A 26435-nucleotide genomic window follows, 5' to 3' on the forward strand; every position below is an offset into this window, starting at 1 on the left:
CGTAGTTCAGCCAAGCCCCGTCTCGGCCGCCGCGCGCAAGGTGTCGATGCGCTCGTCCGGGCCGAAGGTCTCCCGGCAGTCGGCCAGCAGCGCAAGGGCTGCATCCGTCCTGCCGAGCGTCAGCATCCATTCGGCCCTGGCCAGCGGCAGATCCTTGCGCCAGCGCTTCGGCAGGCCGTGCAAGGCGGGATCCCGGGTGATCGCCGCTTCCGCCGCCTGCATCAGGTCAACCGCGTGAACGAGATCGCCGGTGCCAGCGGCCGCCTCGGCCCGCAGCCGCAGCAGGCCGGCGTGGCCCGGTGCGAGCGCGGCCAGCGCGTCAAGCTGCTCAGGCGTCAGCCGTTCGCCGGCAGCAAAGGCCTCGCCGGCGGCCGCAAAGCCCGCGTGAAAGGCACGCGGCAACGGTCGGATCAGGCCCCGCGCCACCAGCTCGTCTTCCGGATCGCGGTCGAAGGTGCGGGTGATCTTGCGGATCACGTTGAGCGTGTAGAGGTGGTCATGGCTGGCGTGGCAGGAGGCGAGATCGAACAGCCGGCTGCCCAGTCCCTGTGCCAGGACCCGCGCGACCCCGGCGCTATCGACCGGATCAAGGTGGCCGAAATAGAGATGAACAGGATGGGCAAGCTCCCGCCGCAGCCCGTCGAGCGCAGGGTCCAGCGCCAGCGCCTCGGCCGGGGTGCCGGGATGGGGCAGGCCATAAAGCGCGCTCTGGCTGCCGGGCCGGCCCAGCTCCAGCTCAGGGCCGAAGGCATGGATTGCCCCGTCGCCCCGGCGCAGGCCGGTGACCAGCGCGGCGTATCCGCCCATCGAGGCGCCGTAATGAAGGATGCGGGCCGGCTGGACCGAGGCCATGGCCGCCTCGATAGCGGCATCAATGGCTGCCTCCTGGCCCAGATACCAGCCGTTGCGCGTGTCGTTGAGAAACAGGCAGGCGTGACGGGTGGCGGAGAACATCCGCTCCAGACCGAACTTGCCGTCCGGCACACGAACCTGCGAATAGACCACGACGAGCAGGCCGCTGCCGGCACCGGGGGCAAGCCGGTGCCGGAGAAAGGACGCTGCGTCCTCGCCGGGTTTATCCGTCAGGGTCACAGGATGAAGCGCGACAGGTCGACGTTGCGGGCCAGTTCGCCCACGTTGGTCCGCACATGATCGGCGTCAATGGCGACAACACGGCCAGCCTGATCGGGGGCGGAGTAGGAAATCTCGTCGAGAATCCGCTCCATCACCGTCTGCAGCCGCCGCGCGCCGATGTTCTCGACGCTGGCATTCAGCTCCACTGCGATGGCCGCGATCTCGTCGATGGCGGCCTCGGTAAAGCTCAGCTCCACCTCTTCGGTCTTCAGCAAGGCCACATACTGCTTGATCAGGCTTGCTTCCGGTTCCGTGAGAATGGCCCGGAAATCTTCCCGCGTCAGCGGCTTCAGTTCCACGCGGATGGGCAAGCGTCCCTGCAATTCCGGCAGAAGGTCTGACGGTTTGGCCACATGAAACGCGCCCGAAGCAATGAACAGGATGTGGTCCGTCTTGACCGGACCGTGCTTGGTCGAAACGACAGTTCCCTCGATCAGTGGCAGCAGGTCGCGCTGCACGCCCTCGCGCGAGACATCGCCGCCAACACGGCCATCGCGGGCGCAGATCTTGTCGATCTCGTCAAGGAAGACGATCCCGGCATTCTCGACCAGAGAAACCGCTTCCCGGATGACCTTTTCCTCGTCGAGCAACTTGTCGGATTCTTCGGCAATCAGGATGTCGTGCGATTCCTTGACCGTCACGCGCCGGCTTTTGGTCTGGCCGCCAAAGGCTTTGCCGAGCAGTTCGGACATGTTGATGACGCCGATGTTCGCACCCGGCATGCCGGGAACGTCAAAGCCCGGCATCTGCGGCGTCGCCCGAACCTGGATCTCGATTTCGCGGTTGTCGAGTTCACCGTCGCGCAGCTTCTTGCGGAAGCTGTCCCGGGTCGCGGGGCTGGCGCTGGCGCCGACCAGCGCGTCCAGCACGCGCTCCTCTGCCAGCACATGAGCCTTTGCCTTGACCTCCTGCCGGCGCACATCGCGCACCAGCGAGATCCCGGCCTCAACGAGGTCCCGGATGATCTGTTCCACGTCGCGGCCGACATAGCCGACTTCCGTGAACTTGGTCGCCTCGACCTTGACGAAGGGCGCGTTGGCAAGGCGGGCGAGGCGCCGGGCGATCTCGGTCTTGCCGACGCCGGTGGGCCCGATCATGAGGATGTTCTTCGGCAGGACTTCCTCGCGCATCGGGCTTTCCAGCTGCTGGCGGCGCCAGCGGTTGCGCAGGGCGATGGCGACGGCGCGCTTGGCGTCCTTCTGGCCGACGATATAGCGGTCGAGCTCGGAGACGATCTCGCGGGGGGAAAAATTGGTCATCGTGTCGATGGTCCTCTCGGGGGCGCGCCGCGTGTCAGCGCGCGCTCTCCAGGCTTTCGATGGTGAGATTGCCGTTGGTGTAGACACAGATGTCAGCGGCGATGGCCATCGCCTTGCGGGCGATTGCCTCGGCTTCCATGTCGATGTCCACCAGCGCGCGGGCAGCGGCCAGCGCGAAGTTGCCGCCGGACCCGATACCCATGACACCGCCCTCAGGCTCAAGCACGTCGCCAGTGCCGGTCAGGACCAGCGAGACATCCTTGTCTGCGACCAGCATCATGGCTTCAAGACGGCGCAGATACCGGTCCGTCCGCCAGTCCTTGGCCAGCTCGACGCAGGCGCGCATCAGCTGTCCCGGATATTGTTCCAGCTTGGCCTCAAGCCGCTCGAAGAGGGTGAAAGCGTCTGCGGTTGCGCCAGCAAAGCCGCCAATCACGCTGCCCTTGGCCAGTGGCCGCACCTTGCGCGCGGTATTCTTGATCACCGTCGGTCCGAGTGAGACCTGTCCGTCGCCAGCAATGACAACGCGGCCGCCCTTGCGGACCATCAGGATTGTGGTCCCGTGCCAGGTGCCCATTCCGTGTTCTGAACTCATGTCCTGTCCGTCTGTCGCATCCGTCTCCGGCATCAGCGCCAGGAGACACCGGCGACCGCAAACATGGATAGCCCGGTCCGGATCGTGTCGATCCGGGCCGATCCGTATCTTCGGTCGCCGCTTCGTTGATCCTTATTTAGGCGTGCAACGGTCAATCGCCAAGCCACGCTTGGTCTAGCCTTGTCAGGCGCGGGCCCTGGTCTCGGAAAGGAACCGCTTCACCATCGCATCCAGCGAGGCCATGCTGCGCTCGTTGCGCAGATCGCCCTTGTCGTCGAAGGCGTCCGCGGCATTGGGTACCATGACCATCTCGGGGATCAGGAAGGCACCGAGCCCGACTTCCAGAATGGTCCGCGTCCCGATTAGCCCGCGAATTCCGCCCAGTGCGCCGGTCGAGGCGGCGCCAATTGCGAAGATGCGGCCCTTGAATGCCGCTGCCGCCGGCTCGCCAGGGTCATTGAGACGGCTGAGCCAGTCGAGCGTGTTCTTCAGCAAAGGTGTAATGGCGGTGTTGTATTCGGGGCAGGCGATGAACACGCCCTGGTGCTCCTGCATCAGCCGCTTCAGCTTGTGTGCAGATTCCGGGGCTCCCTTCTCCCGTTCCTGATCGCCGTCGTAAAGCGGCATCGGATAGTCGGCGAGGGAAATGCGGGTCACGTCCGCGTCGGCCAGCACCAGCTGCTTGGCCACGAACGCGGCCAGCTGCGTGTTGTAGGACCCGCCCCGGATGGAGCCGGAGAAAACCAGAATTCTGGGATGGCGCATGAAAACTCCTCGATCAGCCGCATGGATCTGCCGCGCAGAGTGCGGTCTGAACGAAGAAAGTTCAATGACTTCACCAGAAATGACTGGTCTGGACTACGCCGCTTTGCTCATCCTCAGCGACGCTTCCGCAATCAAGGCCCGGATCATCGCAGAGAGCGATGCGGCTGCTCGTTCATTGGCGAGGCCGCCTGAGGGGTCGAACGCATCGGCAGCATTCGGAACGGCAATCATCTCCGGGATCACAAGGGCTCCAACGCCCGTTTCCAGAACGAGCCGCAGGTTTGCCAATCCGCGGATGCCGCCAAACGGAGATGTCGACGCCGAGCCGAGTGCAAAAACACGGCCCTTGTAGGCGGCCATGCGCGGTTCGGACGGCTCGGAAACACGACTGATCCAGTCAATCACGTTCTTCAGCAGCGGTGTTACACCGGCGTTGTACTCGGGGCTGGCGATGAAGACGCCATGATGTTGCTGGATCAGCCGCTTCAACGCGACCGCGTTCTCGGGCACGCCCTCCGAATTCTCCAGGTCACCATCATAGAGCGGCATGGGGAAGTCCCGCAGGGAAATGGAGCTGACCTCAGCGCCGTTTTCGCCGAGACGCTGCCCGACGAGCGACGCCAGGCGAGCATTGTGGGACCCAGTGCGTGCCGAGCCTGAGAACACGAGAATTCTTGGATGTGCCATGCTGCCTCCAGACGCAAAAACCCGGCAGCGCAACGCTGCCGGGTTCTGTCAATACGGCCGGAAAAAACCCCAAGTCTAATCGCAAGGGCTGAGGTGAGACCTCAGTCAAACAGGGCGTCGGTACACCCAGACACGTGCAGGCGGCAGGTTGGCCCAGATCCAGTCGGTCCGGGCCAGATCGAACAGGCCAGCCTCGGGTTTGACCGGAGGAACCAGCGCGTAGGAGAACTGGATGAACGGCGCGCCTGGCTCCAGCAGTTCCAGCGCCTCGAGAATGAGCGCGCGGCGTTGTTCGACTGGCTTCGTGAACAGGGGCAGGCCCGAGACGATCGCAGCAAGACTGCCATTCGCCACAGGCGCATGCGGCGCGAGTGTGTCGCGCAGCGCATAGGCATCACCCTGTACCGTCGCCATGCCCGGATACCGCTGGCGCAGCAGATGGCAGAAGTCGGAACTGTATTCGATCACCGTGAGGTCGCGCTGGGCGACGCCGCGATCAAAGATCGCCTTGGTCACTACGCCAGTGCCCGGGCCAAGTTCCAGATAATGGCCGCCAGGGCGCACGGGGACAAACGAGGCAATGCGCTTCGCCAGTTCCGGGCCCGACGGGCTGACGGCACCCATGGTCAACGGACTGTCGATCCAGCTCCGGAAGAAACGCAGTTCATCCCGGATCTTGTCGGCAAGTCCCTTGTGCGTGAGCAGCTTGTGCGCGGCCATCGGCTCCGTCCCCTTAACGATGATTATCATCTAGGAAACCAAGCGTGGCGATTTCAAGACCGAACTTGCGTGACGCTTGCGTCACGTGAGGCTAACCGCCGAGATTGTCGAGAAAATCTTTTACCCTGGCAAAGAACCCGGTCGACTCCGGATTGTTCTCGCCGGAGCTTTCCTTCTCGAATTCGGCGAGAAGCTCCCGCTGGCGCTTGGTGAGATTCGTCGGCGTTTCGACGGTCACCTGGATGTACATGTCACCGTGCTGGCTTGCCCTCATGACAGGCATGCCCTTGCCCTTGAGGCGGAACTGCTTGCCCGTCTGGGTGCTTTCGGGAACCTTCACCCGCGTCGTGCCCCCGTCCACGGTCGGGACATCGAACTGCCCGCCAAGCGAGGCCGTCGTCATCGAGATCGGAACGCGGCAGTAAAGATCAGCGCCGTCGCGCTGGAAGAACTCATGCGGCTTGATCGACAGGAAGATGTAGAGATCGCCGCTGGGGCCGCCGCGCAAGCCCGCTTCGCCTTCGCCGGCGAGCCGGATCCGGGTTCCGTCCTCGATGCCGGCCGGAATGTTGACGGACAGGGTGCGTTCCTGCGTCACCCGCCCCACGCCGCCGCAGTTGGTGCAAGGGTCGGAAATGACCTGGCCACGCCCCTGACAGCTCGGGCAGGCGCGCTCGAGGGTGAAGAAACCCTGTGCCGCGCGCACGCGTCCGGAGCCGCCGCAGGTGCGGCAAGTGGTGGGGCTGGAGCCCGGCTTGGCGCCCGAGCCGCCGCACGGCTGACAGGTGATCGAGGTTGGCACTTCGATCTCGACCGTCTTGCCCGCAAAGGCCTCTTCCAGGGTGATTTCAAGATTGTAGCGCAGGTCAGCGCCACGCTCACGACCGCCAGAGCGACGGCCGCCGCCGCTCATGCCGAAGAATTCTTCGAAAATATCCGACATGGTCGAGGCGAAGTCGTGCGAATGCGCACCGAACCCGCCGCCACCGCCGCCGCCGTTTTCGAAGGCGGCATGGCCAAATCGATCGTAAGCGGCACGCTTCTGGCCGTCCTTCAAGACGTCATAGGCTTCGTTGACTTCCTTGAAGAGCGCCTCGGCGGAATCATCACCGGGATTGCGGTCCGGGTGATACTGCATGGCGAGCTTGCGATAGGCGCTTTTCAGCACCTTTTCATCCGCGCCGCGCGCAACGCCAAGGATTTCATAGTAATCGCGCTTTGCCATATTCGAGGTACTCGCTGGATTCCGGAGCGCTTTCCAATCAGGCCGTGGTGACCGGTCGATGAGAAATCGCTCCCAGATCAATGCGTTGAGCTGGTTCCCGAGAACTGCTTTGCCCGCAGCACCCGGTGTGATGCGCCTGCAGACGCATCAACGCCTTCGCTCTTGTGCCTTAAACGGTCTGCATGCAAGCAAAAACCGTCCGGCGCGGCCAGCATTGGGCCGCGCCGGATGAGGTCTTACTTCTTGTCGTCGTCCTTGACTTCTTCGAAGTCAGCGTCGACCACGTCATCCTTGTCGGCATCGCCGCCAGAAGATGCACCACCTTCGGCTTCAGCCTGCGAGGCCTTGTACATGGCTTCGCCCAGCTTCATCGAGGCTTCGGCCAGGACCTGGGTCTTGGCCTGGATGTCGGCGACATCCTCGGTGGCCAGAGCAGACTTCAGGTTTGCCAGGGCCGTTTCGATGGCGCCCTTGTCGGCAGCGCTGACCTTGTCGCCGTAGTCCTTGAGCGACTTCTCGGTGGAGTGCAGCAGGGATTCACCCTGGTTGCGGGCTTCCACCAGCTCGCGGCGCTTCTTGTCCTCGTCGGCGTGGGCTTCGGCGTCCTTGACCATCTTCTCGATGTCGGCGTCGGAAAGACCACCGGAGGCCTGGATGCGGATCTGCTGCTCCTTGCCGGTGCCCTTGTCCTTGGCGGACACGTTGACGATGCCGTTGGCGTCGATGTCGAAGGCAACCTCGATCTGCGGCACGCCACGCGGGGCGGGCGGCAGGCCCATCAGGTCGAACTGGCCGAGCATCTTGTTGTCGGCCGCCATCTCGCGCTCGCCCTGGAACACCCGGATCGTCACGGCGCTCTGGTTGTCCTCGGCGGTCGAGAAGGTCTGGCTCTTCTTGGTCGGGATCGTCGTGTTGCGGTCGATCAGGCGGGTGAACACGCCGCCGAGCGTCTCGATGCCGAGCGACAGCGGGGTAACGTCGAGCAGCAGGACGTCCTTGACGTCACCCTGCAGCACGCCGGCCTGGATGGCAGCGCCCATGGCCACCACTTCGTCCGGGTTCACGCCCTTGTGCGGCTCCTTGCCGAAGAAGGACTTCACGACTTCCTGGATCTTCGGCATGCGGGTCATGCCGCCGACGAGAACGACTTCGTCGATCTGACCGGCAACGAGGCCAGCATCCTTGAGCGCGGCGCGGCACGGCTCGATCGTGCGCTGGACGAGGTCATCGACCAGCGTTTCGAACTTGGCGCGCGTCAGCTTCATGGTCAGGTGCTTCGGACCAGAGGCATCCGCCGTGATGAAGGGCAGGTTGATCTCGGTCTGCGACGCGGACGACAGCTCGATCTTGGCCTTTTCCGCAGCTTCCTTGAGGCGCTGCAGGGCGAGCTTGTCGTGCTTCAGGTCGATGCCCTGATCCTTCTTGAACTCGGTCGCCAGATAGTCGACCAGGCGCATGTCGAAGTCTTCACCGCCGAGGAACGTATCACCGTTCGTCGACTTCACTTCGAAGACGCCGTCGCCGATCTCGAGCACAGACACGTCGAAGGTACCGCCACCAAGGTCATAGACGACGATGGTCTTGCCATCGTTCTTGTCGAGGCCATAGGCAAGGGCCGCCGCAGTCGGCTCGTTGATGATGCGCAGGACTTCAAGACCGGCAATCTTGCCGGCGTCCTTGGTGGCCTGACGCTGGGCGTCGTTGAAATAGGCCGGGACGGTGATGACCGCCTGGGTAACCGTCTCGCCAAGGTAGCTCTCGGCGGTTTCCTTCATCTTCTGCAGGATGAAGGCCGAAACCTGAGACGGAGAATACTTGCTGCTGTTGGCCGCGACCCAGGCATCGCCATTGTCGGCGCGCACGATGTCGAAGGGCACCAGGCCCTTGTCCTTTGCCACGGTCGGGTCGTCATAGCGACGGCCGATCAGGCGCTTGACTGCAAACAGCGTATTGGTGGGGTTGGTGACCGCCTGGCGCTTTGCCGGCTGGCCGACCAGGCGTTCGCCATCGTCGGTGAAGGCAACCATCGAGGGCGTGGTGCGTGCACCTTCCGAGTTCTCGATGACTTTCGCATCCTTGCCGTCCATGACGGCGACGCACGAATTCGTCGTGCCGAGGTCGATACCGATGACCTTTGCCATTTTATCCTCTCTTTCCAGCAAACCGGATGGACCCATGTCGGCGTCGATCCGGTCCCTATTCACGATGAGCCTCCGGCCTCTTGGCCGGGGTCGCGCTGTCCTGTTCAGGGCGGCTTTGGTTCCCCCGTGGCGGGAGGACCCGGCGCAGAAAACCGGAAGCGCGCGGCTTGATCGCTATATAGGTTGAGGTGTGAAGTGCCGCAAGGCACATGCCAATGATGTTCGCCCGCACAGCATGTGGTGGGTAATCCTTCGCAAAGCGTTACTGTGCCGCCGCAAACCCCTTGCTGGCCGCGATTGACCACAACATGGTCAGACCCACGCAAGCCTCGGCACCACAGCAAATCCAGGGAGACGCTGATGCAGGACTTACCGGGTCAGGACGATCCGCTGGCGGCGGACAAGACAGCGGCTTCCGCGCGCCGCAAGGCTGTGCTGCCGCAGGGCTTTCGTCACCTTCCCGGACGGCTGACCCGCGATGACCAGGAAGCGCTCGTTGCGGAGCTGCGGACCATCATTGCCGAGGCACCACTGTTCACGCCGGTCATGCCGCGCACCGGAAAACCATTCTCGGTGCGCATGAGCAATTGCGGCCCGCTTGGCTGGGTATCGGACGTGCGCGGCTATCGCTACCAGCCGCTGCATCCCGTCACGGGCAGACCCTGGCCAGCGATGCCGTCGGTCCTGACGGCGCTGTGGGCGGAGCTTGCCCCCGATGCGCCGCCACCCGAAGCCTGCCTGATCAATTTTTACGCCGCCGACGCCCGCATGGGCCTGCATCAGGACCGGGATGAGGCGACCTTCGACGCGCCGGTTCTGTCGGTCTCGCTGGGCGATACGGCGCTGTTCCGCATCGGCGGACCTGAGCGGAATGATCCGACCGTGTCCCTGAAACTGTCGTCCGGAGATGTGGCCCTGCTCGGCGGCGCGTCCCGCCTCGCCTTCCACGGCATCGACAGGCTTTATCCGGGCACGTCCACCCTGCTGAAAGGAAGCGGGCGGATCAACCTGACACTGAGACGGGTGACCGTTCCGGCCTAAGCCTCAGGTCCAGGCCTTCAATGCCAACGCCGCCAGCGCAATCGCAATGATCCACAGCGCCACGCGGCCGGAGCGGTTGTGCCGGGCCTCCGCCCGGCCGATGGCATCGGCGGTCTCTGCATCGAAGCGGAAGCCCTTTTCGGCCATCCGCTCCATCTCCTGCGACAGGCGGCCGATGCGATCGGCAAAGATCGGCAGATCGGTGGCGATGCGCCCGAGTGCGGTCAAGCCGGTGCCGAGATCACGCAGCCGACCCACGGGTCCGAGATTGCCGGCAATCCAGTGCGAGACGACAGGCTCTGCCGTGCGCCACATGTCGAGGCGCGGGTTCAGCGTGCGCGCGACGCCCTCGACGACGACCATCGTCTTCTGCAGCATGATCAGCTGCGGCTGGGTGCGCATCTGGAACAGTTCGGTGATCTCGAACAGCTGCGTCAGCAGGCGTGCCATCGAGATTTCAGAGGCATCGTGGCCATGGATCGGTTCGCCAATGGCGCGGATCGCCTGGGCAAACACGTCCACGTCCTGATCGGCCGGAACATACCCGGCCTCGAAATGCACTTCTGCCACCCGGCGATAGTCACGCGTGATGAAGCCGTAGAGGATTTCGGCCAGGAACCGGCGTTCTGCCCGTCCGAGGCGGCCGGTAATGCCGAAGTCGACGGCCACCAGCGTGCCATCCGGCTGAACGAACAGGTTTCCCTGGTGCATGTCGGCGTGGAAGAAGCCATCGCGCAGGGTGTGGCGCAGGAAACTCTGGATCACATTGGCGCCAAGCGCCTCCAGATCCATCCCGTCTTCGGTGATGCCGGCGACGTCGGAGAGCTTGCGCCCGTCGATCCACTCCATCGTCAGCACGCCCTTGGCGCTGCGCATCCAGTCGACGGCCGGCACACGGAAGCCGGGGTCCTCAGCGGTGTTCTCTGCCATTTCCGACAGGGCAGCCGCCTCGAGGCGGAAATCCATCTCCAGCGCGACGGAGCGTGCAAGCGTGTCGACCACTGCGAGCGGGCGCAGTCGCCGCGCGGCCGGCACGAACCGCTCCGCCAGCCGGGCGACCAGATAGAAGCTCTGCAGATCGTTGTTGAACCGGCGGGCGACATCCGGACGCAGCACTTTCACGGCCATCTTGCGGACAGAGCCGTCAGGCTGACGAACAAGGGCCGGATGCACCTGTGCCATCGAGGCTGCGGCGACAGGTTCGCCGAACTCGACATAGAGCTCGTCGACCGGACGCATCAGCTGCTCGGCAATCTGGGCGCGGGCCTCTTCCTGCGGGAAGGCGGGCAACCGGTCCTGAAGATGCGCCAGTTCCGCAGCGGCTTCCTTGCCGACCACGTCGGCGCGCGTTGCCAGAAACTGACCGAGTTTCACGTAGGATGGCCCGAGCCGGTTCATGGCGTCCGACAGGCGCAGCCGCGCGCTCTTGTCCTGCACCGACCGGCGTTCCAGCAGGCGCGCAAGCCGGATGGCGAGGCGCGGTCCCGCCGGTAGGTCAGGCAGGTTCACAAGCCCGAACACACCCTCGCGGGCGAGCACGAAGCCGGCCTGCATCAGCCGCAGGGTCGGGCGGATCAACTGCGCCATCGGATCAGAGTTTCCAGCCCGAATGCAGCGCGGCAATGCCGCCGGTGTAATTGCGGTAGGTGACCCTCTCGAAGCCTGCCTCGCGGATCATCTCGGCGAAACGTTCCTGGTTCGGGAACTTGCGGATGGATTCCACGAGATACTTGTAGGGGTCGCCGTCGCCAGTCACGGCCTTGCCGATGGCAGGGATCGCGTGGAACGAGAAGGCGTCAATAGACCTTGTCGAGCATCGGCATCTCGACTTCCGAGAACTCGAGGCACAGGAACCGGCCGCCACGCTTCAACACGCGGTGGGCCTCCCGGAGCGCCTTCGGGATATCGGGGACGTTGCGGATGCCAAAGGCGATCGTATAGGCGTCGAAGGTCTTGTCCGGGAACGGCAGGACTTCGGCGTTGCCCTGCGTGAAGGTGATGAAGGGCGAGAGCCCGGCCTTGTCGGCCCGGTCCTGGCCAACCGACAGCATGGACCCGTTGATATCCAGCACGACCGCCTCGACTTCACGGCCCGAGCGTTCGACGATGCGCGTCGCGATGTCACCCGTGCCACCGGCGACGTCCAGGACACGCCAGTCGCGACCGGGCGTGTGCGGCGGTGCCAGGACCGAGACCATCGCGTCTTTCCAGAGCCGGTGCAGGCCACCGGACATCAGGTCGTTCATGATGTCGTAGCGGGTCGCCACCTTGTGGAACACGTCGTTGACCATGCCCTGCTTCTCGCCTTCGCGCACGGTGCGGAAGCCAAAGCTGGTGGGCATTTCGCGCGGGTCGCGATTGCCGGGGTAGGCGGCGCCTGCCGCAGCGGTCTCGTCAGTCATGCAGGTCTCCTTGGCCACCGGGAAAGGCGGCAGCCCGGGTTCGGTTCGGCGGGACCATAGTACAGCCCGCGTGCCGACGCTATTGTTGCCCCGGCCCTCAGTCCTATGTCATGCGTCTCATATAGGCGAGGCCTCTCGCCCGCCTAGCGATTTTTCAGGGAAGCGCAAGCCCCATGCCCGAGTTGCCGGAAGTCGAAACCGTTCGCCGCGGCCTTGCGCCGAGCCTTGAGGGCGCGCGTGTCCTCAAGCTGGAATGCCGCCGTCCGGAGCTGCGGTTTCCCTTCCCCGAGCGCTTCAGAGAGCGCGTCGAGGGACGACGTGTCGCAGCTCTGTCCCGCCGGGCCAAGTATCTCCTGGCAGATCTCGATGACGGCGAGGTGCTGGTGATGCACCTGGGCATGTCCGGCTCGTTCCGGGTCGAGGATGCCGAAGATAGCCACTTGCCCGGTGACTTTTCCCATGCCCGATCGAAGGACGAGAAGCACGACCATGTCGTGTTCCATCTGTCCGCGCCCGGCTCGAACAGCGACGCTGCCGTCGCCCGGATCGTCTACAACGACCCGCGCCGCTTCGGCTTCATGCAGATGGTGCCAAGGGCGGGGCTGACCTCGCATCCCCTGTTCGCGGCCATGGGGCTGGAGCCACTCGGAAACCGCCTCGATGGCGATGTTCTGGATGGCCTCTTTCGCGACAAGCGGACGCCGCTTAAAGCCGCACTCCTCGACCAGCGCTTGATTGCCGGCCTCGGCAACATCTACGTCTGCGAGGCCTTGTGGCGCTCGGGCCTGTCGCCGCAACGCGCGGCTGGCGAAATCTGCGGACCGCAGCGCGGACGCAAGGTGCTGCGCGAAAAGCTGGCCCAGTCGATCCGCGAGGTGCTGGAAGAGGCGATCCTCGCCGGTGGCTCGACATTGCGTGATCACACGCAGACCGATGGAACGCTTGGCTACTTTCAGCATAGTTTCGCCGCCTACGGCCGGGAGGGCGAGCCCTGCCGCACGCCAGGCTGCGGCGGCATCATCGAACGTCTGGTTCAGTCCGGCCGCTCCACATTCCATTGCCCGAAGTGCCAGCGCTGAAGCCTCAGCCAAAGGGCTGGCGTCCCCGCCCGTTCGCTTGCACGCCCGAAAGGTGTCGGATACCCCTTGAATGACGCGCCCGCGTGCCGATTTCCGGAACGCGACCAAACGGCATTCAGCGCTTGCCGGCAGATCCGGCGTCGATCGCCCGCAAGCGCTTCAAGCGGAGGATCCTGATGGCATACGAGAACATCCTGACCGAAAAGCGTGGCAAGGTTGGCATCATCACGCTGAACCGCCCGAAGGCACTGAACGCGCTGAGCGCCGCCCTGATGGCCGAAGTCGCCGCCGCGCTCGACGCCTATGAAGCGGATGAGCGGGTCGGCTGTGTCATCATCACCGGATCGCAGAAGGCCTTCGCGGCCGGTGCCGACATCAAGGAAATGCAGCCCTTCGATTTCGCCAAAGCCTACATGGGCGATCTCATCACGCCCTGGGACCGGGTCGCCCGCAATCGCAAGCCGGTCATCGCGGCGGTCGCCGGATACGCGCTGGGCGGCGGCTGCGAGCTGGCGATGATGTGCGATTTCATCATCTGCGCTGACAACGCGAAGTTCGGCCAGCCCGAGATTACCCTTGGCGTGCTGCCGGGAGCCGGCGGCACCCAGCGTCTGACGCGGTTCGTCGGCAAGTCGAAGGCGATGGAAATGTGCCTCACCGGCCGGCTGATGGACGCGGCCGAGGCGGAGCGCTCGGGCCTCGTTTCCCGCATCGTGCCGGTTGATGATCTCATGGAAGAGGCGCTGAAGGCCGCTGAAAAGATCGCGGACTTCTCCCTGCCGGTGGTCATGATGACCAAGGAAAGCGTCAACCGCGCCTATGAGACGACACTTGCCGAAGGCATCCGGTTCGAGCGCCGCATGTTCCATGCCGCGTTCGCCACCGAGGACCAGAGCGAGGGCATGGCGGCCTTCATCGAGAAGCGTGCGCCGCAGTTCCGTAACAAATAACGCATGGTTGGGCGGGTTTGGCATTGACGGCTTCGGCCCGCCCGACTATAAGCCACGGCCAATCGGTGGCATCCAGCGTGCCGCCGAATTCGTTTGACGACGAGCATGATCGACCCTAAGGGTACGCGCTCCGATGTTGATCGGGTTTTTAGTTTCACACTCGGACCAGGATTGAGCCAATGGCCAACACTCCCTCGGCCAAGAAGGCGGCCCGCAAGATTGCCCGCCGGACGGCCGTTAACAAGGCACGCCGCAGCCGCATGCGCACCTTCCTGCGCAAGGTCGAGGAAGCAATCGCTTCCGGTGATCACGCTGCAGCAACCGCAGCATTCCAGGCCGCTCAGCCGGAGCTGATGCGCGCTGCTTCCAAGGGCGTGGTTCACGCCAACACCGCGTCCCGCAAGGTGTCGCGTCTGAACGCTCGCGTGAAGGCTCTCAAGGCCTGAGACAAGCTGCCAAAGCCTGTCACGAACCCGGCCCCAAAGGCCGGGTTTTTTGTTAGCCGTTGCACATGAAAGAATTGTCAACCGGCTAACTTCGTAGCCTTTCCAGGGGGATCTGGGCGAGCTGGGTCTGTCACGTTTTTCTCATATATTTCATATGCTTAGCGATATGTTGGGAAAGACGTATGGAGCTTGCCCGGATTCGGTTTGAGTCAAGCCGGACGCAGGATTTTTTTTTTGGGTCTGTGCCTCAAAACCACAGTGCCGGATAAGCACTGCGAAAAGACGTTGAGTCAGAACGGATTTGTCTCGGAAGGGCGGTTTTTGCAGGGCGACTTAACGCTGCGAGAGCCGGAATGTGTCGGTTTTTGTTAACGAGTCACAGTTGCCCCGCCCCATGGGCCTGTGTATGTTCACTCCATCGGGCCAAGCTCGAAACTAAATAAAAAATTACACAGTGCACGGACCAGACAATGATCATGGCAAACTATTCAGAACACCCTCCGCAAAATTCCCGGATTTACTTGGGTGAGAATAGGGTCATTGTCAGTTTCGTCATTGCGAGCTACTGAGCCTACTCAAAATCTCCTCAGCTTTGGTATCGACACAGCGCAGCTGTAAAAAGTTGCGAAGGGGGCATCTTGTCGAATTCTATGGCTTACGCCGGGGACGTTGACGTCGAAGCGGCTTTTCATGCGGTAACATCGAGCCAGGACACAGTTCTGGTTGATGTGCGCACCCGCGCAGAATGGACCTTTGTTGGCACGCCGGATCTCCGGGCGTCAGGGAAAGACGTCCTTCTGGTGGAGTGGCAGGGTTTTCCCGCTGGGGCCGCAGTGCCGGACTTTGTCGAGACTTTGAGTGCCGAGCTGTCTCGGCGGGGCGTGAGCAAGGCTGCGCCAATCTATTTCCTCTGCCGGTCCGGCGCGCGCAGCATGAGTGCAGCGATCGCCATGACCAGTGCAGGGCATAGTCAGTGCTACAACATTGCACACGGGTTTGAAGGGCCAGTCAGCCCTGACGGACACCGGGGCACGGTAGCGGGCTGGAAGGCCAAGGGCCTTCCCTGGGTTCAGGGCTAGAACCCATTTCAGTATCAGCATGACGGGTCGGCGGGGTGGCGCGAGCTGCGTCCCGCGCAGGATCTGTCGACTTGAAATTCTATCGCCGGTGATACGGCGAACCAAAACAAACAGCCGCACAGCGGCAAACCGAAATAGGCAACAGGAACCGGACTGTGGCGGACCGGAACCTGGGTGATGACGGAGGCGAGGCGACATGCATATTCAAGAAGATATGGGCTCCGAACAATGGAACCGTGTCAAAACCCGTCTGCGCGCCGAACTCGGCGATGACGTCTTTACGAGCTGGTTTGCCCGCGTTGATCTGGAAGACAACGCCGATGGCACCGTTCGTCTGTCTGTTCCGACGCGCTTTCTGAAGCAGTGGATCCAGTCCCATTACCGCGATCGCCTGATGGGCCTGTGGCAGCGCGAATGCGAGAACGTGCATCGCATCGAGCTGACCGTGCGTGGCGCCGCGCGTCCGCGCCAGCCCGAAATGCCGATGGCGAGCAGCATGCCTGCACCTGTCCGCCAGGTTGCCGCCCCCATTGCCTCGGAACACCGCCCGATTACCCTCAACGAGCCCAACGCCGTCGCTGCGGCCCAGGCTGCAACGGCCGCGCTTGCCCGCGCCGAAGCCGACAGCAGCGCCCGCGATGTGCTTCAGGGTGCCGCACTCGACCCGAAATACACGTTCGAGACCTTCGTTGAAGGCGACTCCAACGGCCTGGCGCTGGCTGCTGCCAAGCAGGTGGCCGCTGGCGGTGCCGTCACGTTCAATCCGCTGTATCTCCATGCAGCGGTGGGCCTCGGCAAGACGCATCTGATGCAGGCAGTTGCCGCCAAGGCGCGCGCCTCCGGTCGCAAGGTGCTGTATCTGACGGCCGAGCACTTCATGTACCGCTTCGTTGCGGCCCTGAAGGCGCAGTCCGCGCTTGCCTTTAAGGAAACCCTGCGCACGATCGATCTGCTGCTCATCGACGACATGCAGTTCCTGCATGGCAAGCAGGTGCAGCAGGAATTCTGTCACACCCTGAACGCGCTGATTGATGGCGCCCGTCAGGTGATCGTGGCCGCCGACCGCGCTCCGTCCGAACTCGACACGCTGGATGACCGCGTCCGTTCGCGCCTGTCCGGCGGTCTGGTTGTCGGCATTGCCGAGCCCGATTTCAGCCTGCGCCGCAACATCCTGTCGGCCCGCGTTGCTGCAACGCGCAAGTCCTATCCGAACTTCACCGTTCCGGACACCGTGCTCGACTATGTGGCTCGCCACGTCGTCTCCTCCGGCCGCGACCTTGAGGGCGCGCTCAACCGTCTGGTGGCGCACAATCAGCTGACCAACCAGCCGATCACGCAGGAAATGGCGGAGATGACCCTCCGCGACCTGATCCGCTCGAGCGAGCCGCGCCGGGTGAAGATCGAGGACATCCAGCGGATCGTTTCCAAGCATTACAACGTGACCAAGGCAGATCTGCTGTCGGCGCGCCGGACTCGCACCATCGTGCGCCCGCGCCAGATCGCGATGTATCTGGCCAAGGTGATGACGCCGCGCTCGCTGCCGGAAATCGGCCGCCGCTTCGGCAACCGGGATCACACCACCGTTCTGCACGCCGTCCGCAAGATCGAGGAGATGGCCCGCGCTGACGTGGCGCTGGCGCAGGAGATCGAGCTGCTGAAGCGCATGCTGGACGCGTAAGCGGGTTGCGGGAATAACGGGAACATCAGGGGCGTCCATGCGGGCGCCCCTCTTGCTTTTGCGCTGCATTAAGGGCACGTTCGGTGCCCCGTCCCGCCTCTGCGGGGCTAACTGTATCCAGCGCCGAAACGATCACGGCCTACGAGTACATGGACGAAGTGTCATGAAAGCGACCCTCGAGCGGAGCGACCTCCTCAAGTCCTTGACCCACGTTCACCGGGTTGTCGAGCGGCGCAACACCATTCCGATCCTGTCGAACGTTCTGTTGCGCGCCGAGCAGGGTGCCTTGAAACTGAAGGCGACCGACCTTGATCTCGAGGTGGTGGAAACTGTTCCGGCCATGATCGAGACGCCGGGCGCGACAACTGTGCCGGCGCACATGATCTATGACATCGTGCGCAAGCTCCCCGAGGGCTCGCAGGTTGTGCTGGAAACCAACAGCGACGGCTCAACGCTTGAGCTGCGCGCCGGCCGCTCGCGCTTTGCGCTGCAGATGCTGCCAGAAGCAGATTTTCCGGATCTGACCGCTGGCACGTTCCCGCACCAGTTCACCCTGACGGCCGGGGCGATCCGCAAGCTGATCGACACGACCCAGTTCGCGATCTCGACCGAAGAGACCCGCTACTATCTGAACGGCATCTATCTGCATGCCGTCGCGGGAGCCTCCGGCGAGATGGTCCGCGCCGTGGCAACGGATGGCCATCGTCTGGCGCAGGCCGAAGTGCACGCGCCGCAGGGCGCTTCCGGCATGCCGGGTGTGATTGTCCCGCGCAAGACCGTCGGCGAAATCCAGAAGCTGCTGGAAGATCGCGACGCGGAAGTCACCGTCGAGCTGTCCGAAACCAAGATCCGCATCACCAATGGCCCGGTCGTTCTGACGTCGAAGCTGATCGACGGAACCTTCCCGGATTATGGCCGCGTCATTCCGCAGCACAACGACAAGGAACTGCGCGTTGATCGCGACGAGTTCAAGGAAGCTGTCGACCGCGTGTCGACCATTTCCTCCGAGCGTGGCCGCGCTGTGAAGCTGTCCCTGTCGGAAGGGCGTCTGGTTCTGGCCGTGAACAATCCGGACTCCGGCAGCGCGACGGAAGAACTTGCTGTCGACTACGATGCCGACCCGATGGAAATCGGCTTCAACTCGCGCTACCTGCTGGATATCGCAGCTCAGCTGTCGGGCGATACGGCCTTGTTCCGCCTCGCGGATTCCGGCTCTCCGACCCTGGTTCAGGACAACGCGACCGACGATTGCCTGTTCGTCCTTATGCCGATGCGCGTGTGACGCCTGGGCGCTTGACGGGACAAGCCCAAAGGCCAGGTGAGGACCGATGACATCACCGGCGCCCGTGGCCATTGAGCGGCTGCTCCTGACTGATTTCCGCAATTACGCGCGGCTGGCTCTTGCGCCGGCCGCGCGTCTTGTTGCGCTCGTCGGCAACAATGGCATTGGCAAGACCAACGTCCTCGAGGCGATCTCGTTGCTCTCCGCCGGACGTGGGCTGCGCCGGGCCGCCTTGCCGGACATCGCCCGCCGCGATGGTCCAGGAACCTGGGCCGTCGCCGCGACGCTCAATGGTCCTCTCGGCGACGTCCAGATCGGCACTGGCTATACCGGGGGAGACAGCGGCCGCCGGGTGCGCATTGATGGTGCCGAGGCCAAATCATCCGAAGCCTTGCTGGAGCATGTCCGGGTCCTGTGGCTGGTTCCGGCCATGGATGGTCTTTTCACCGGACCTGCCGGAGACCGGCGGCGCTTTCTCGACCGGCTGACCCTGTCCATCGATCCAGCTCATGGCCGCCGCGTCAGCGATTTCGAGAAGGCCCTCAGTCACCGCAACCGGCTGCTGGACACGGGCGCGGCGCCGGCCTGGCTCGATGCGGTGGAGCAACAGTTGGCAGGGTTAGGCCTTGCTGTGGCCGCCGCACGTCGCGAGACGGTCAGTCTTCTGCAGAACCGGATCGACGTGCAGGACGGGCTCGGTCTGCCGTTCCCCCGCGCCGCCCTGGCACTCGAAGGCGAGTTCGAGCAGGCAGCCGCCGGGCTGGCAGCAAGCGATCAGGAGCACTTGCTGCTCCGTCAGCTGCGCGACGGCCGGGCCCGCGACCGCGCCGCAGGCCGCTCCCTGAGTGGCCCGCATCGCACCGATCTTGCCGTGATGCACAGCGCCAAGACCATGCCGGCGGGGCTCGCCTCGACCGGGGAGCAGAAGGCCCTCCTGATCGGACTCATCCTTGCCCATGCGGATTTGACCGCCGGGGTCTCTGGGCTCACGCCAATCCTGCTCCTCGACGAAGTTGCCGCGCATCTGGATCCAGGCCGCCGTGAGGCGCTGTTCTCGCGCCTCGTGGGGCTGAACTGCCAGGTGTTCATGACCGGAACCGATACCCAGTTGTTCGACAATCTCCCGCAATCGGGAGAGATCGTGCCGCTGGCCGAAAGATAAGCCGCCATTCTCGGCAGCGAGCCGCGAAACCGCCAGATTTCCGTGGCTTTATCCACCTTGACCCACCGTGATCCTCTGCCTGAACCCGGGTTTGGTTGAACCTGCGGACCAGTGCCGTATAAGGGGATCCTGACATTCCAGATCGATTGGTGACTGATTCGCATGAGCGACACCCCGACCCCCGACAACACCGCCGCAGAGACCGCCGCCGCCCAGGCCTATGGCGCTGACAGCATCAAGGTGCTGAAGGGGCTGGATGCGGTGCGCAAGCGCCCGGGCATGTACATCGGCGACACGGATGACGGCTCCGGCCTGCACCACATGGTCTACGAAGTCGTCGACAACGCCATCGACGAAGCGCTGGCCGGCCATGCCGACCGTGTCACTGTCACGCTCAACGCCGACGGCTCTGTCACCGTCACCGACAACGGCCGTGGCATCCCCACCGACCTGCACCCGCAGGAGGGCGTGTCCGCAGCCGAAGTGATCATGACCCAGCTGCATGCCGGCGGTAAGTTCGACCAGAATTCCTACAAGGTGTCTGGCGGTCTGCATGGCGTGGGCGTGTCGGTGGTGAATGCGCTGTCGACCAAGCTGGAACTGCGCATCTGGCGCGGTGGCAACGAGCATTTCATGCGCTTCCGCCATGGCGACGCCGAAGCCCCGCTGGTGGTGACTGGTCCGTCGAACGGTCGCAAGGGCACCGAAGTCACGTTCCTGCCGTCGCCGGAGACCTTCACGCGGATCGAATTCGATTTCGCCACGCTGGAGCACCGCCTGCGCGAACTCGCCTTCCTCAACTCCGGCGTCCGCATTTTGCTGACCGACAATCGCGGTGTTGAAGAGAAGAAGGTCGAGCTGTTCTACGAGGGCGGCCTGGAAGCCTTTGTGCGCTATCTCGATCGCGCCAAGCATCCCCTGCTCGAAGCGCCGATCACCATGGTCACCGAGCGCGACGGCATCACCGTAGAGGCGGCGATGTGGTGGAACGACAGCTACCACGAGCAGGTGCTCTGTTTCACCAACAACATTCCGCAGCGTGACGGCGGCACCCATCTTGCCGGTTTCCGCGGTGCGCTGACCCGTCAGGTTACCGGCTATGCGGAGAGCTCGGGCCTGATGAAGAAGGAAAAGGTCCAGCTGACCGGCGACGATTGCCGCGAAGGCCTGACCTGTGTCCTCTCGGTCAAGGTGCCGGATCCGAAGTTCTCGTCGCAGACCAAGGACAAGCTGGTTTCCTCCGAAGTGCGTCCGGTTGTCGAGAACGCCATCAACCAGGCGCTGGCCGACTGGCTGGAGGAGAACCCGTCCAAGGCCCGTTCCGTCGTCGGCAAGGTGGTCGAAGCCGCCTCGGCGCGCGAGGCAGCCCGCAAGGCACGCGAGCTGACCCGCCGCAAGGGCGCGCTCGACATCGCCTCGTTGCCGGGCAAGCTGGCCGATTGCCAGGAGCGCGATCCCGCCAAGTCCGAACTGTTCCTCGTCGAGGGTGACTCGGCAGGTGGCTCCGCCAAGCAGGGACGCCATCGCGAGCGTCAGGCGGTTCTGCCGCTGCGCGGCAAGATCCTCAACGTCGAGCGCGCGCGCTTCGACAAGATGCTCTCTTCCAACGAAATCGGTACGCTGATCACGGCGCTCGGCACCGGTATCGGCAAGGAAGAGTTCAACATCGACAAGCTGCGCTATCACAAGATCATCATCATGACGGACGCCGACGTCGACGGCGCCCACATCCGCACGCTGCTGCTGACGTTCTTCTTCCGCCAGATGCCGGACCTGATCGAGCGCGGGCACATCTACATTGCCCAGCCGCCGCTCTACAAGGTGAAGCGCGGCCAGTCCGAGCAGTACCTCAAGGACCAGACGGCGCTGGAAAACTACCTCATCAGCACCGGTCTGGAAGACACGTCCCTGACCCTTGCCAATGGCGAGGTGCGCATGGGCGCCGACCTGCGTCAGGTGGTCGAGACTGCACGCGCCATCAGCGGCATTCTGGATGGTCTGCATGCCCGCTATGACCGGTCCGTCGTCGAGCAGGCCGCCATTGCCGGCGCGCTCAACATCGAAACCCTGCACAATGTCGAAAAGGCGCAGGAAGCGGCGGCCTATATCGCCCGGCGTCTCGATATCCTTGCGGACGAGTTCGAGCGTGGCTGGACCGCCGAGGTGCGCGACGACGGCAGCCTTGTCTTCCGCCGCACGGTACGCGGCGTCGAAGAGGTGGCAACCATCGACGCGGCCCTGCTCGGGTCGGCCGATGCCCGTCGTCTCGATGCCCATGGCGCGCATCTGCGCGAGATCTACGGCAAGGCGGCAACGCTGCGCCGCAAGGATCAGGAACATGCCATCCGTGGTCCGCAGGCCTTGCTCTCGACCGTGTTTGCCATCGGCCGCAAGGGCATCAGCCTGCAGCGCTACAAGGGTCTGGGCGAAATGAACCCGGAACAGCTGTGGGAGACCACGCTGGACCCGAACGTCCGCTCCCTGCTGCAGGTGCGCGTGCGCGAGGCCGATGATGCCGATGACATTTTCACCAAGCTGATGGGCGACGAAGTCGAGCCGCGGCGCGAGTTCATTCAGGACAATGCCCTGAGCGTGTCCAACCTCGACGTCTGACGCGAGAATCGCACTATCCTGTTCAAGCCCCGCCGGTTCTTCCGGCGGGGCTTTTGCTTTTGGTCCTCCCGCCAGCCGGCGAAGCGCTCTCAAGTCGGTGTCGCCGCCCTTGGGCGCTCGCCACTGCCTCGCGTCAGAATGAACATTGACACCTTGAGGGTCTAGGCATAGAGAGATCCCATGCCTAGACCCTCAATGCTTCCACCCGTAACGCCTGATCTGACCGACCGGTCCTACTGGACCGGCACCATCAAGATGAGCCTGTCCAAGCTGTTCATCTTGCGGGCCTTGTTTCAAGCACCTGCCCACGGCTACGAGATCGCGCGCCGGGTCGCCGAAATGACGCGTGGCTGCTGCTCGCCGACGGAAGGCACGATCTATCCGGTCCTGCGCGATTTCGAGGCTGGTGGTTACGTTACGCGCGCGGACGTTGTCGTCGGGGGGCGTGAACGCAAGGTCTATACTCTGACCGACAAGGGCTGCGATGCCCTGCGCACCGCGCTCATCGCCTGGGCAGAAGCCAGCCAGGCGCTCGAAAGCGCCTCGCGCGATCTGTTTCCGGATGGATATTCAGAACCGTCAGCGGCTGCTGAATGCTGTTCGACCTCCCGATCCGATCCTGCCGGAGCCGATCACCAATGAGCCTTCCGTCAGCGACGGCACTTCGTCGGTCGGCGAGCAGCCGGCATTTCATCACCGGTCTCGGGATCGGTCAGATCTCGAGCTGGGGGACGCTCTATTATTCCTTCCCGTTGATCGGCGAAGCGATGGGGATCGAGCTGGGTTGGAGCAAGGCCGAGATCTTTCTGGCGGCCACAATCGGGCTTTTGCTGGCCGCCCCTGCGGCCTATCCGATCGGCGTGCTGATTGATCGCGGCCATGGCCGGCTGATCCTGACAGGTGGATCTTTGCTTGCCGCAGCCGCGTTGTTGCTGTGGTCGCAGGTGCAGACCTTGCCGGTGTTCTACGCCCTGTTGGCGGTTGTCGGCGTCTTGCAGGCTGCGGTGCTCTATGAGCCGGCCTTTGCCGTTGTCGCCCGGCGCGTCGGACCGGCCAATGCCCGCAACGGCATAACGACCCTGACGTTCTGGGGCGGCTTCGCCAGTACAGTCTTCATTCCGGTGGTACAGATCCTGATCGACAGCCTTGGCTGGCGTGGGGCGCTCGTTGTCCTGGCTGGGGTCAACCTGCTGATTGGCGGTCTCTATGCCCTCGTCATCGACCGGTCGCTGGATCAGGTCGAGCGTCTCGCACCCGATCTGCCGAAATCCGATCAGCCAAAGACCGCCATGCCTGTCTCTGGAGCATCTGCGCCGTCCGCCGCGCCCCTCACAGCAGAGACGCCACTACGCACGGCACTCCGGCAACCGGTGTTCTGGTTGCTTGGTCTTGCCTTCACGGCCTATGCGGCAACGTTTTCAGCCTTCACCTTCCACCTCTATCCCCTGCTGCTGGAGAAAGGCCTGTCGGCCACCGAAGTGGTGACCGCCATGATGATGATCGGCCCGGCGCAGGTGGCTGGCCGACTGGTCATTTGGCGTCTTGCGCCCGGCGCGCCGGTCAGGGTTATCGGCTCGCTCGTCGTCATTGCCTTTCCCCTCGCCCTGGGTGGACTGGACGTGCTGCCGGTTACCCTGGCTGTCGCCATGGCGCTGGTTGGCCTTTATGGCGTTGCCAATGGCATCATGACCATCGTCAGGGGCATGGCCGTTCCCGAAATGCTGTCGCGTTCGGGATATGGCGCGCTCAATGGGGCACTTGCCTTGCCGGGCACCCTCGCGAAAGCCTTGGCGCCGGGCGCCGCTGCTATGCTTTGGCAGGCCAGCGGCTCGTATGACGCGGTTCTGCAGGCCGCGCTTGCCGGTTCCGTCCTGCTCGTCGCCTGTTTCTGGGCAGCAGCTCTCGTCAGTCACCGCAAGGATCAGGACGCCTGAGCGAGGAAACGCCCTACCAGGGTGCCGGTTCGGCGAGATGGTAGCCTTGTGCCAGCGGCACACCGAGCTCGGTCAGGGCCTTCACGGTGTCCTGGTCCTCGACGAACTCGGCGATCAGCTCGGCCCCGAGTTCCCGCGCCACGCAAATGATGCCGCGCAGGACTGCATGCTGAACTGGGTCGTTGACGATCGATCGTGTGATCGTGCCATCGATCTTCAGCCAGTCGAATTGCAGTCGCCGCAGATGCGCCGTTGTCGGCCAACCGCCGCCAAAATCATCGAGCGCGATCTTGCAGCCATGCCGTTTCAGCACGGCGATCATCCTCGCCGCGGCAGGCATGTTCCTGGCCACCGCAACTTCGGAAAGCTCGAAGCAGATCCGCTCTGCAGCGCGGGGGTTTTCCGCAAGACGGGCGTCGACATAGGACTGGAAATCGGCGTCCGCAAGGCTCTGGCCGGACAGGTTCAGCGAGACCGGCACAGCGTCAACATCGTTCGACATCCGGTTCAGAACCGCGTCCAGTACCCAGCGATCGACGGACGACATCAATCCATGTCGCTCTGCCGAGGCTATCATCGCACCCGGACGCAGCAGCCGGTTTTCCTCGCCCTGCACCCGAAGCAGGATCTCCGTCATCACGGGCAGGCCCGTGCCGAGATCAAACACAGGCAGACCAAACAGCCGCAGCTCATCCTCGGCGAGGGCCTGTTCCACACGGGCGATGTTCCCAAGATCTTCCCGCCGGTTCGCAACGAGCTTTTCCCCGACGCGGAACTGGCGCACCTGCCCGCCGCCAGTCGCCTTGCCGGTCAGGCACGCCTCGTCAGCCCAATGCAGGACATCGGCCGCTGTCGCGTTCATCGTGCGGATGAATTGCCGGTCCAGTACGGCGACACCAACGGTGCAGCCGATGCGGAAGCTGGTCCCATTCCAGTCGAGATGCAGCGTTTCGATCGACGACACGATCTGGCGGGCAAGGCGTGAAGCCTCATCCTCGTCAGCGCTGTACCGGACAATCGCGAATTCGTCGCCGCCGAGCCGGGCGACGGTCCCGCTGTCGCCCACGAAGTCGCGCAGCTGATCCGATATCTGGCACAGCATTGCATCGCCGGCGGCGTGACCGCCGCGATCATTGACCGACTTGAAGTCATCGAGATCCAGCGCCAGCAGTGAAATGCCGCCGGAGATCCCGGTGCGGGCCTTGATCAGTTCGTCTTCCAGGACCTTCTGAAAGGCGCGACGATTGGCAAGCCCGGTCAGCGGGTCTTCCATGGCCAGCCGTTCAAGCTCCTTGGCGCGCGCGGGAAGCTCATCATCGTGCCGCAGCACCAGAAGAACCCCCTCGATCGTGCCCAGCTCTCCGCGGAATGGCCGCAGGACGCCATGAAGCTCGTGGCCGGTCATGTTCAGACCGCCTGAGTGGACGCCGCCCTCGACGGCACTCGCCCACAGCAGGCTGTGCAGCAGGTGCCGTGGCAGTGTCACCCGTTCCGTCCGTCCCTTGAAGGTACGGGCGAGCGGTTGTTCGATGTGGCAGGCGAAGGCGTCCGCGCCGAAGATATCGATGAGGTGTTTTCCCTGGACCCGCTCGATCAGTCCTCGTTCTTCAAAACGTTCCGACCCCGACGGCAGGCCGTCCCGGATCCGGCCATCGGTCCCGATCAGCAGGGCATGGTTGGCGAGCGCAAGGAAAGCCTGCTCAGCCAGTCGCAGTCGGGTTCTGATCGGGCCATCTTCAGCAAGATCGCGGATTTCCATCAGCACGCCGGAGATGTCTCCGCGCGTCGTCAGGGGGCGGCACTGCACATGCGCGTAGATTGTCCGGCCGGTGCGGGCGCTGAACATGCCTTCCGTCGAGGTCGGCGCGCCAGCAAGCGCTGCCTCCATCACCGGGCGCAACCGCCGCAGCGCAGCGCGCGCAAAAAGGGAGGGTAGCGGAATGCCACGCAATGCCGTTGCAGCGCGATCAAACATGTCGGCAAAGCCGGCATTCGCAGCAATCACTTCGCCGGAACGAGACAGAACGGCATAGGGATATGGTAAACCTTGCAAGATTTCTTCGACGAAATCTGGAATTTTTTCCGCGTCTTTATCCTGCTCAACTGAGCTATGGCGATAATAAATTGAAGATTTTTCTGTCAATTTCTCGCCCTCGAGACAAATCTTTACTTACAATCCACGGAAAGATCGTCGGATTTAGATAGCGTCGATGGCGATCAGTACCACAAAAGGTGCGTCCGGA

The 26435-nt window shown here is 63.6% G+C and carries 21 protein-coding genes and 1 pseudogene; 11 read left to right on the plus strand and 11 right to left on the minus strand.

Features of this window, described 5'->3' with window-relative positions; translation table 11 throughout:
* Window positions 1-6 precede the first annotated feature (6 nt).
* The 8 genes from OVA12_RS12665 to dnaK form a co-directional block, all read right to left on the minus strand.
* Window positions 7-1092, minus strand: a complete 1086-nt coding sequence (locus OVA12_RS12665) for a hypothetical protein (protein ID WP_268137820.1) — start codon at window positions 1090-1092, stop codon at window positions 7-9.
* Entirely contained in the window at window positions 1089-2393 is a 1305-nt protein-coding gene (gene hslU, locus OVA12_RS12670; RefSeq protein WP_268137822.1) for an ATP-dependent protease ATPase subunit HslU, read from the minus strand. The genes OVA12_RS12665 and hslU overlap by 4 nt, the downstream gene beginning before the upstream one ends.
* Window positions 2394-2427: 34 nt before the next feature.
* Window positions 2428-2988 carry an ATP-dependent protease subunit HslV gene (hslV, locus tag OVA12_RS12675; protein ID WP_326493911.1) on the minus strand — a complete coding sequence of 187 codons (561 nt, stop codon included), beginning with the start codon at window positions 2986-2988 and terminating at the stop codon, window positions 2428-2430.
* Window positions 2989-3171: 183 nt separating this feature from the next.
* Entirely contained in the window at window positions 3172-3753 is a 582-nt protein-coding gene (locus OVA12_RS12680) for an NADPH-dependent FMN reductase (protein ID WP_268137824.1), read from the minus strand.
* Between the two features lie 93 nt (window positions 3754-3846).
* The gene (locus tag OVA12_RS12685; RefSeq protein ID WP_268137826.1) at window positions 3847-4440 is read right to left on the minus strand and encodes an NADPH-dependent FMN reductase; all 594 of its coding nucleotides are present in this window, start codon (window positions 4438-4440) and stop codon (window positions 3847-3849) included.
* Between the two features lie 105 nt (window positions 4441-4545).
* Window positions 4546-5160 (minus strand): class I SAM-dependent methyltransferase, encoded by a 615-nt coding sequence (locus OVA12_RS12690; protein ID WP_268137827.1) that lies wholly within the window; start codon window positions 5158-5160, stop codon window positions 4546-4548.
* A gap of 91 nt (window positions 5161-5251) precedes the next feature.
* The gene (gene dnaJ / locus OVA12_RS12695) at window positions 5252-6385 is read right to left on the minus strand and encodes a molecular chaperone DnaJ (protein ID WP_268137829.1); all 1134 of its coding nucleotides are present in this window, start codon (window positions 6383-6385) and stop codon (window positions 5252-5254) included.
* Window positions 6386-6621: 236 nt separating this feature from the next.
* The gene (gene dnaK, locus OVA12_RS12700) at window positions 6622-8526 is read right to left on the minus strand and encodes a molecular chaperone DnaK (protein ID WP_268137831.1); all 1905 of its coding nucleotides are present in this window, start codon (window positions 8524-8526) and stop codon (window positions 6622-6624) included.
* Between the two features lie 360 nt (window positions 8527-8886).
* On the opposite strand from dnaK, the gene OVA12_RS12705 reads away from it, so the two are divergent.
* The gene (locus OVA12_RS12705) at window positions 8887-9567 is read left to right on the plus strand and encodes an alpha-ketoglutarate-dependent dioxygenase AlkB family protein (RefSeq protein ID WP_268137833.1); all 681 of its coding nucleotides are present in this window, start codon (window positions 8887-8889) and stop codon (window positions 9565-9567) included.
* A 3-nt stretch (window positions 9568-9570) separates the two neighbouring features.
* Here OVA12_RS12705 and ubiB read toward each other — a convergent pair whose 3' ends face one another.
* Window positions 9571-11154 carry a 2-polyprenylphenol 6-hydroxylase gene (ubiB, locus tag OVA12_RS12710; protein WP_268137835.1) on the minus strand — a complete coding sequence of 528 codons (1584 nt, stop codon included), beginning with the start codon at window positions 11152-11154 and terminating at the stop codon, window positions 9571-9573.
* A 4-nt stretch (window positions 11155-11158) separates the two neighbouring features.
* A pseudogene (gene ubiE / locus OVA12_RS12715) lies at window positions 11159-11969 on the minus strand (bifunctional demethylmenaquinone methyltransferase/2-methoxy-6-polyprenyl-1,4-benzoquinol methylase UbiE).
* 173 nt (window positions 11970-12142) lie between these two features.
* On the opposite strand from ubiE, the gene mutM reads away from it, so the two are divergent.
* The 10 genes from mutM to OVA12_RS12765 all read left to right on the plus strand — a co-directional run bounded on the left by mutM (window position 12143) and on the right by OVA12_RS12765 (window position 24192).
* Window positions 12143-13048 (plus strand): bifunctional DNA-formamidopyrimidine glycosylase/DNA-(apurinic or apyrimidinic site) lyase, encoded by a 906-nt coding sequence (mutM, locus tag OVA12_RS12720; RefSeq protein ID WP_268137837.1) that lies wholly within the window; start codon window positions 12143-12145, stop codon window positions 13046-13048.
* A gap of 176 nt (window positions 13049-13224) precedes the next feature.
* Window positions 13225-13998, plus strand: coding sequence for an enoyl-CoA hydratase (locus tag OVA12_RS12725; RefSeq protein WP_268137838.1), 774 nt, complete (start codon window positions 13225-13227; stop codon window positions 13996-13998).
* 179 nt (window positions 13999-14177) lie between these two features.
* The gene (gene rpsT, locus OVA12_RS12730; RefSeq protein WP_268137840.1) at window positions 14178-14444 is read left to right on the plus strand and encodes a 30S ribosomal protein S20; all 267 of its coding nucleotides are present in this window, start codon (window positions 14178-14180) and stop codon (window positions 14442-14444) included.
* A 650-nt stretch (window positions 14445-15094) separates the two neighbouring features.
* Window positions 15095-15523 (plus strand): rhodanese-like domain-containing protein, encoded by a 429-nt coding sequence (locus OVA12_RS12735; RefSeq protein ID WP_268137842.1) that lies wholly within the window; start codon window positions 15095-15097, stop codon window positions 15521-15523.
* 196 nt (window positions 15524-15719) lie between these two features.
* The gene (gene dnaA / locus OVA12_RS12740; protein WP_268137844.1) at window positions 15720-17201 is read left to right on the plus strand and encodes a chromosomal replication initiator protein DnaA; all 1482 of its coding nucleotides are present in this window, start codon (window positions 15720-15722) and stop codon (window positions 17199-17201) included.
* A 163-nt stretch (window positions 17202-17364) separates the two neighbouring features.
* Window positions 17365-18483 (plus strand): DNA polymerase III subunit beta, encoded by a 1119-nt coding sequence (gene dnaN / locus OVA12_RS12745; RefSeq protein WP_268137846.1) that lies wholly within the window; start codon window positions 17365-17367, stop codon window positions 18481-18483.
* A 46-nt stretch (window positions 18484-18529) separates the two neighbouring features.
* Window positions 18530-19645 carry a DNA replication/repair protein RecF gene (recF, locus tag OVA12_RS12750; RefSeq protein WP_268137848.1) on the plus strand — a complete coding sequence of 372 codons (1116 nt, stop codon included), beginning with the start codon at window positions 18530-18532 and terminating at the stop codon, window positions 19643-19645.
* A 162-nt stretch (window positions 19646-19807) separates the two neighbouring features.
* Window positions 19808-22258, plus strand: coding sequence for a DNA topoisomerase (ATP-hydrolyzing) subunit B (gene gyrB, locus OVA12_RS12755; RefSeq protein ID WP_268137850.1), 2451 nt, complete (start codon window positions 19808-19810; stop codon window positions 22256-22258).
* A gap of 180 nt (window positions 22259-22438) precedes the next feature.
* Window positions 22439-22900 carry a PadR family transcriptional regulator gene (locus tag OVA12_RS12760; protein WP_268137853.1) on the plus strand — a complete coding sequence of 154 codons (462 nt, stop codon included), beginning with the start codon at window positions 22439-22441 and terminating at the stop codon, window positions 22898-22900.
* Window positions 22897-24192, plus strand: a complete 1296-nt coding sequence (locus OVA12_RS12765) for an MFS transporter (RefSeq protein ID WP_268137855.1) — start codon at window positions 22897-22899, stop codon at window positions 24190-24192. The genes OVA12_RS12760 and OVA12_RS12765 overlap by 4 nt, the downstream gene beginning before the upstream one ends.
* Window positions 24193-24205: 13 nt before the next feature.
* On the opposite strand, the gene OVA12_RS12770 is transcribed toward OVA12_RS12765, so the two are convergent.
* Entirely contained in the window at window positions 24206-26335 is a 2130-nt protein-coding gene (locus tag OVA12_RS12770; protein ID WP_268137857.1) for a putative bifunctional diguanylate cyclase/phosphodiesterase, read from the minus strand.
* Window positions 26336-26435: the final 100 nt, after the last annotated feature.

Source organism: Pannonibacter sp. SL95, assembly GCF_026672425.1.
Lineage (GTDB): Bacteria > Pseudomonadota > Alphaproteobacteria > Rhizobiales > Stappiaceae > Pannonibacter.

What these genes read in the sequence shown, in the direction of transcription:
- rpsT (WP_268137840.1), top strand. Translation starts at nt 14,178, where the DNA reads ATGGCCAACACTCCCTCGGCCAAGAAGGCGGCCCGCAAGATTGCCCGC.
- OVA12_RS12685 (WP_268137826.1), bottom strand. Translation starts at nt 4,440, where the DNA reads ATGGCACATCCAAGAATTCTCGTGTTCTCAGGCTCGGCACGCACTGGG.
- hslV (WP_326493911.1), bottom strand. Translation starts at nt 2,988, where the DNA reads ATGAGTTCAGAACACGGAATGGGCACCTGGCACGGGACCACAATCCTG.
- dnaJ (WP_268137829.1), bottom strand. Translation starts at nt 6,385, where the DNA reads ATGGCAAAGCGCGATTACTATGAAATCCTTGGCGTTGCGCGCGGCGCG.
- OVA12_RS12765 (WP_268137855.1), top strand. Translation starts at nt 22,897, where the DNA reads ATGAGCCTTCCGTCAGCGACGGCACTTCGTCGGTCGGCGAGCAGCCGG.
- dnaK (WP_268137831.1), bottom strand. Translation starts at nt 8,526, where the DNA reads ATGGCAAAGGTCATCGGTATCGACCTCGGCACGACGAATTCGTGCGTC.
- hslU (WP_268137822.1), bottom strand. Translation starts at nt 2,393, where the DNA reads ATGACCAATTTTTCCCCCCGCGAGATCGTCTCCGAGCTCGACCGCTAT.
- gyrB (WP_268137850.1), top strand. Translation starts at nt 19,808, where the DNA reads ATGAGCGACACCCCGACCCCCGACAACACCGCCGCAGAGACCGCCGCC.
- dnaA (WP_268137844.1), top strand. Translation starts at nt 15,720, where the DNA reads ATGCATATTCAAGAAGATATGGGCTCCGAACAATGGAACCGTGTCAAA.
- ubiB (WP_268137835.1), bottom strand. Translation starts at nt 11,154, where the DNA reads ATGGCGCAGTTGATCCGCCCGACCCTGCGGCTGATGCAGGCCGGCTTC.
- recF (WP_268137848.1), top strand. Translation starts at nt 18,530, where the DNA reads ATGACATCACCGGCGCCCGTGGCCATTGAGCGGCTGCTCCTGACTGAT.
- OVA12_RS12735 (WP_268137842.1), top strand. Translation starts at nt 15,095, where the DNA reads ATGGCTTACGCCGGGGACGTTGACGTCGAAGCGGCTTTTCATGCGGTA.
- mutM (WP_268137837.1), top strand. Translation starts at nt 12,143, where the DNA reads ATGCCCGAGTTGCCGGAAGTCGAAACCGTTCGCCGCGGCCTTGCGCCG.
- OVA12_RS12680 (WP_268137824.1), bottom strand. Translation starts at nt 3,753, where the DNA reads ATGCGCCATCCCAGAATTCTGGTTTTCTCCGGCTCCATCCGGGGCGGG.
- OVA12_RS12705 (WP_268137833.1), top strand. Translation starts at nt 8,887, where the DNA reads ATGCAGGACTTACCGGGTCAGGACGATCCGCTGGCGGCGGACAAGACA.
- OVA12_RS12725 (WP_268137838.1), top strand. Translation starts at nt 13,225, where the DNA reads ATGGCATACGAGAACATCCTGACCGAAAAGCGTGGCAAGGTTGGCATC.
- dnaN (WP_268137846.1), top strand. Translation starts at nt 17,365, where the DNA reads ATGAAAGCGACCCTCGAGCGGAGCGACCTCCTCAAGTCCTTGACCCAC.
- OVA12_RS12760 (WP_268137853.1), top strand. Translation starts at nt 22,439, where the DNA reads ATGCCTAGACCCTCAATGCTTCCACCCGTAACGCCTGATCTGACCGAC.
- OVA12_RS12690 (WP_268137827.1), bottom strand. Translation starts at nt 5,160, where the DNA reads ATGGCCGCGCACAAGCTGCTCACGCACAAGGGACTTGCCGACAAGATC.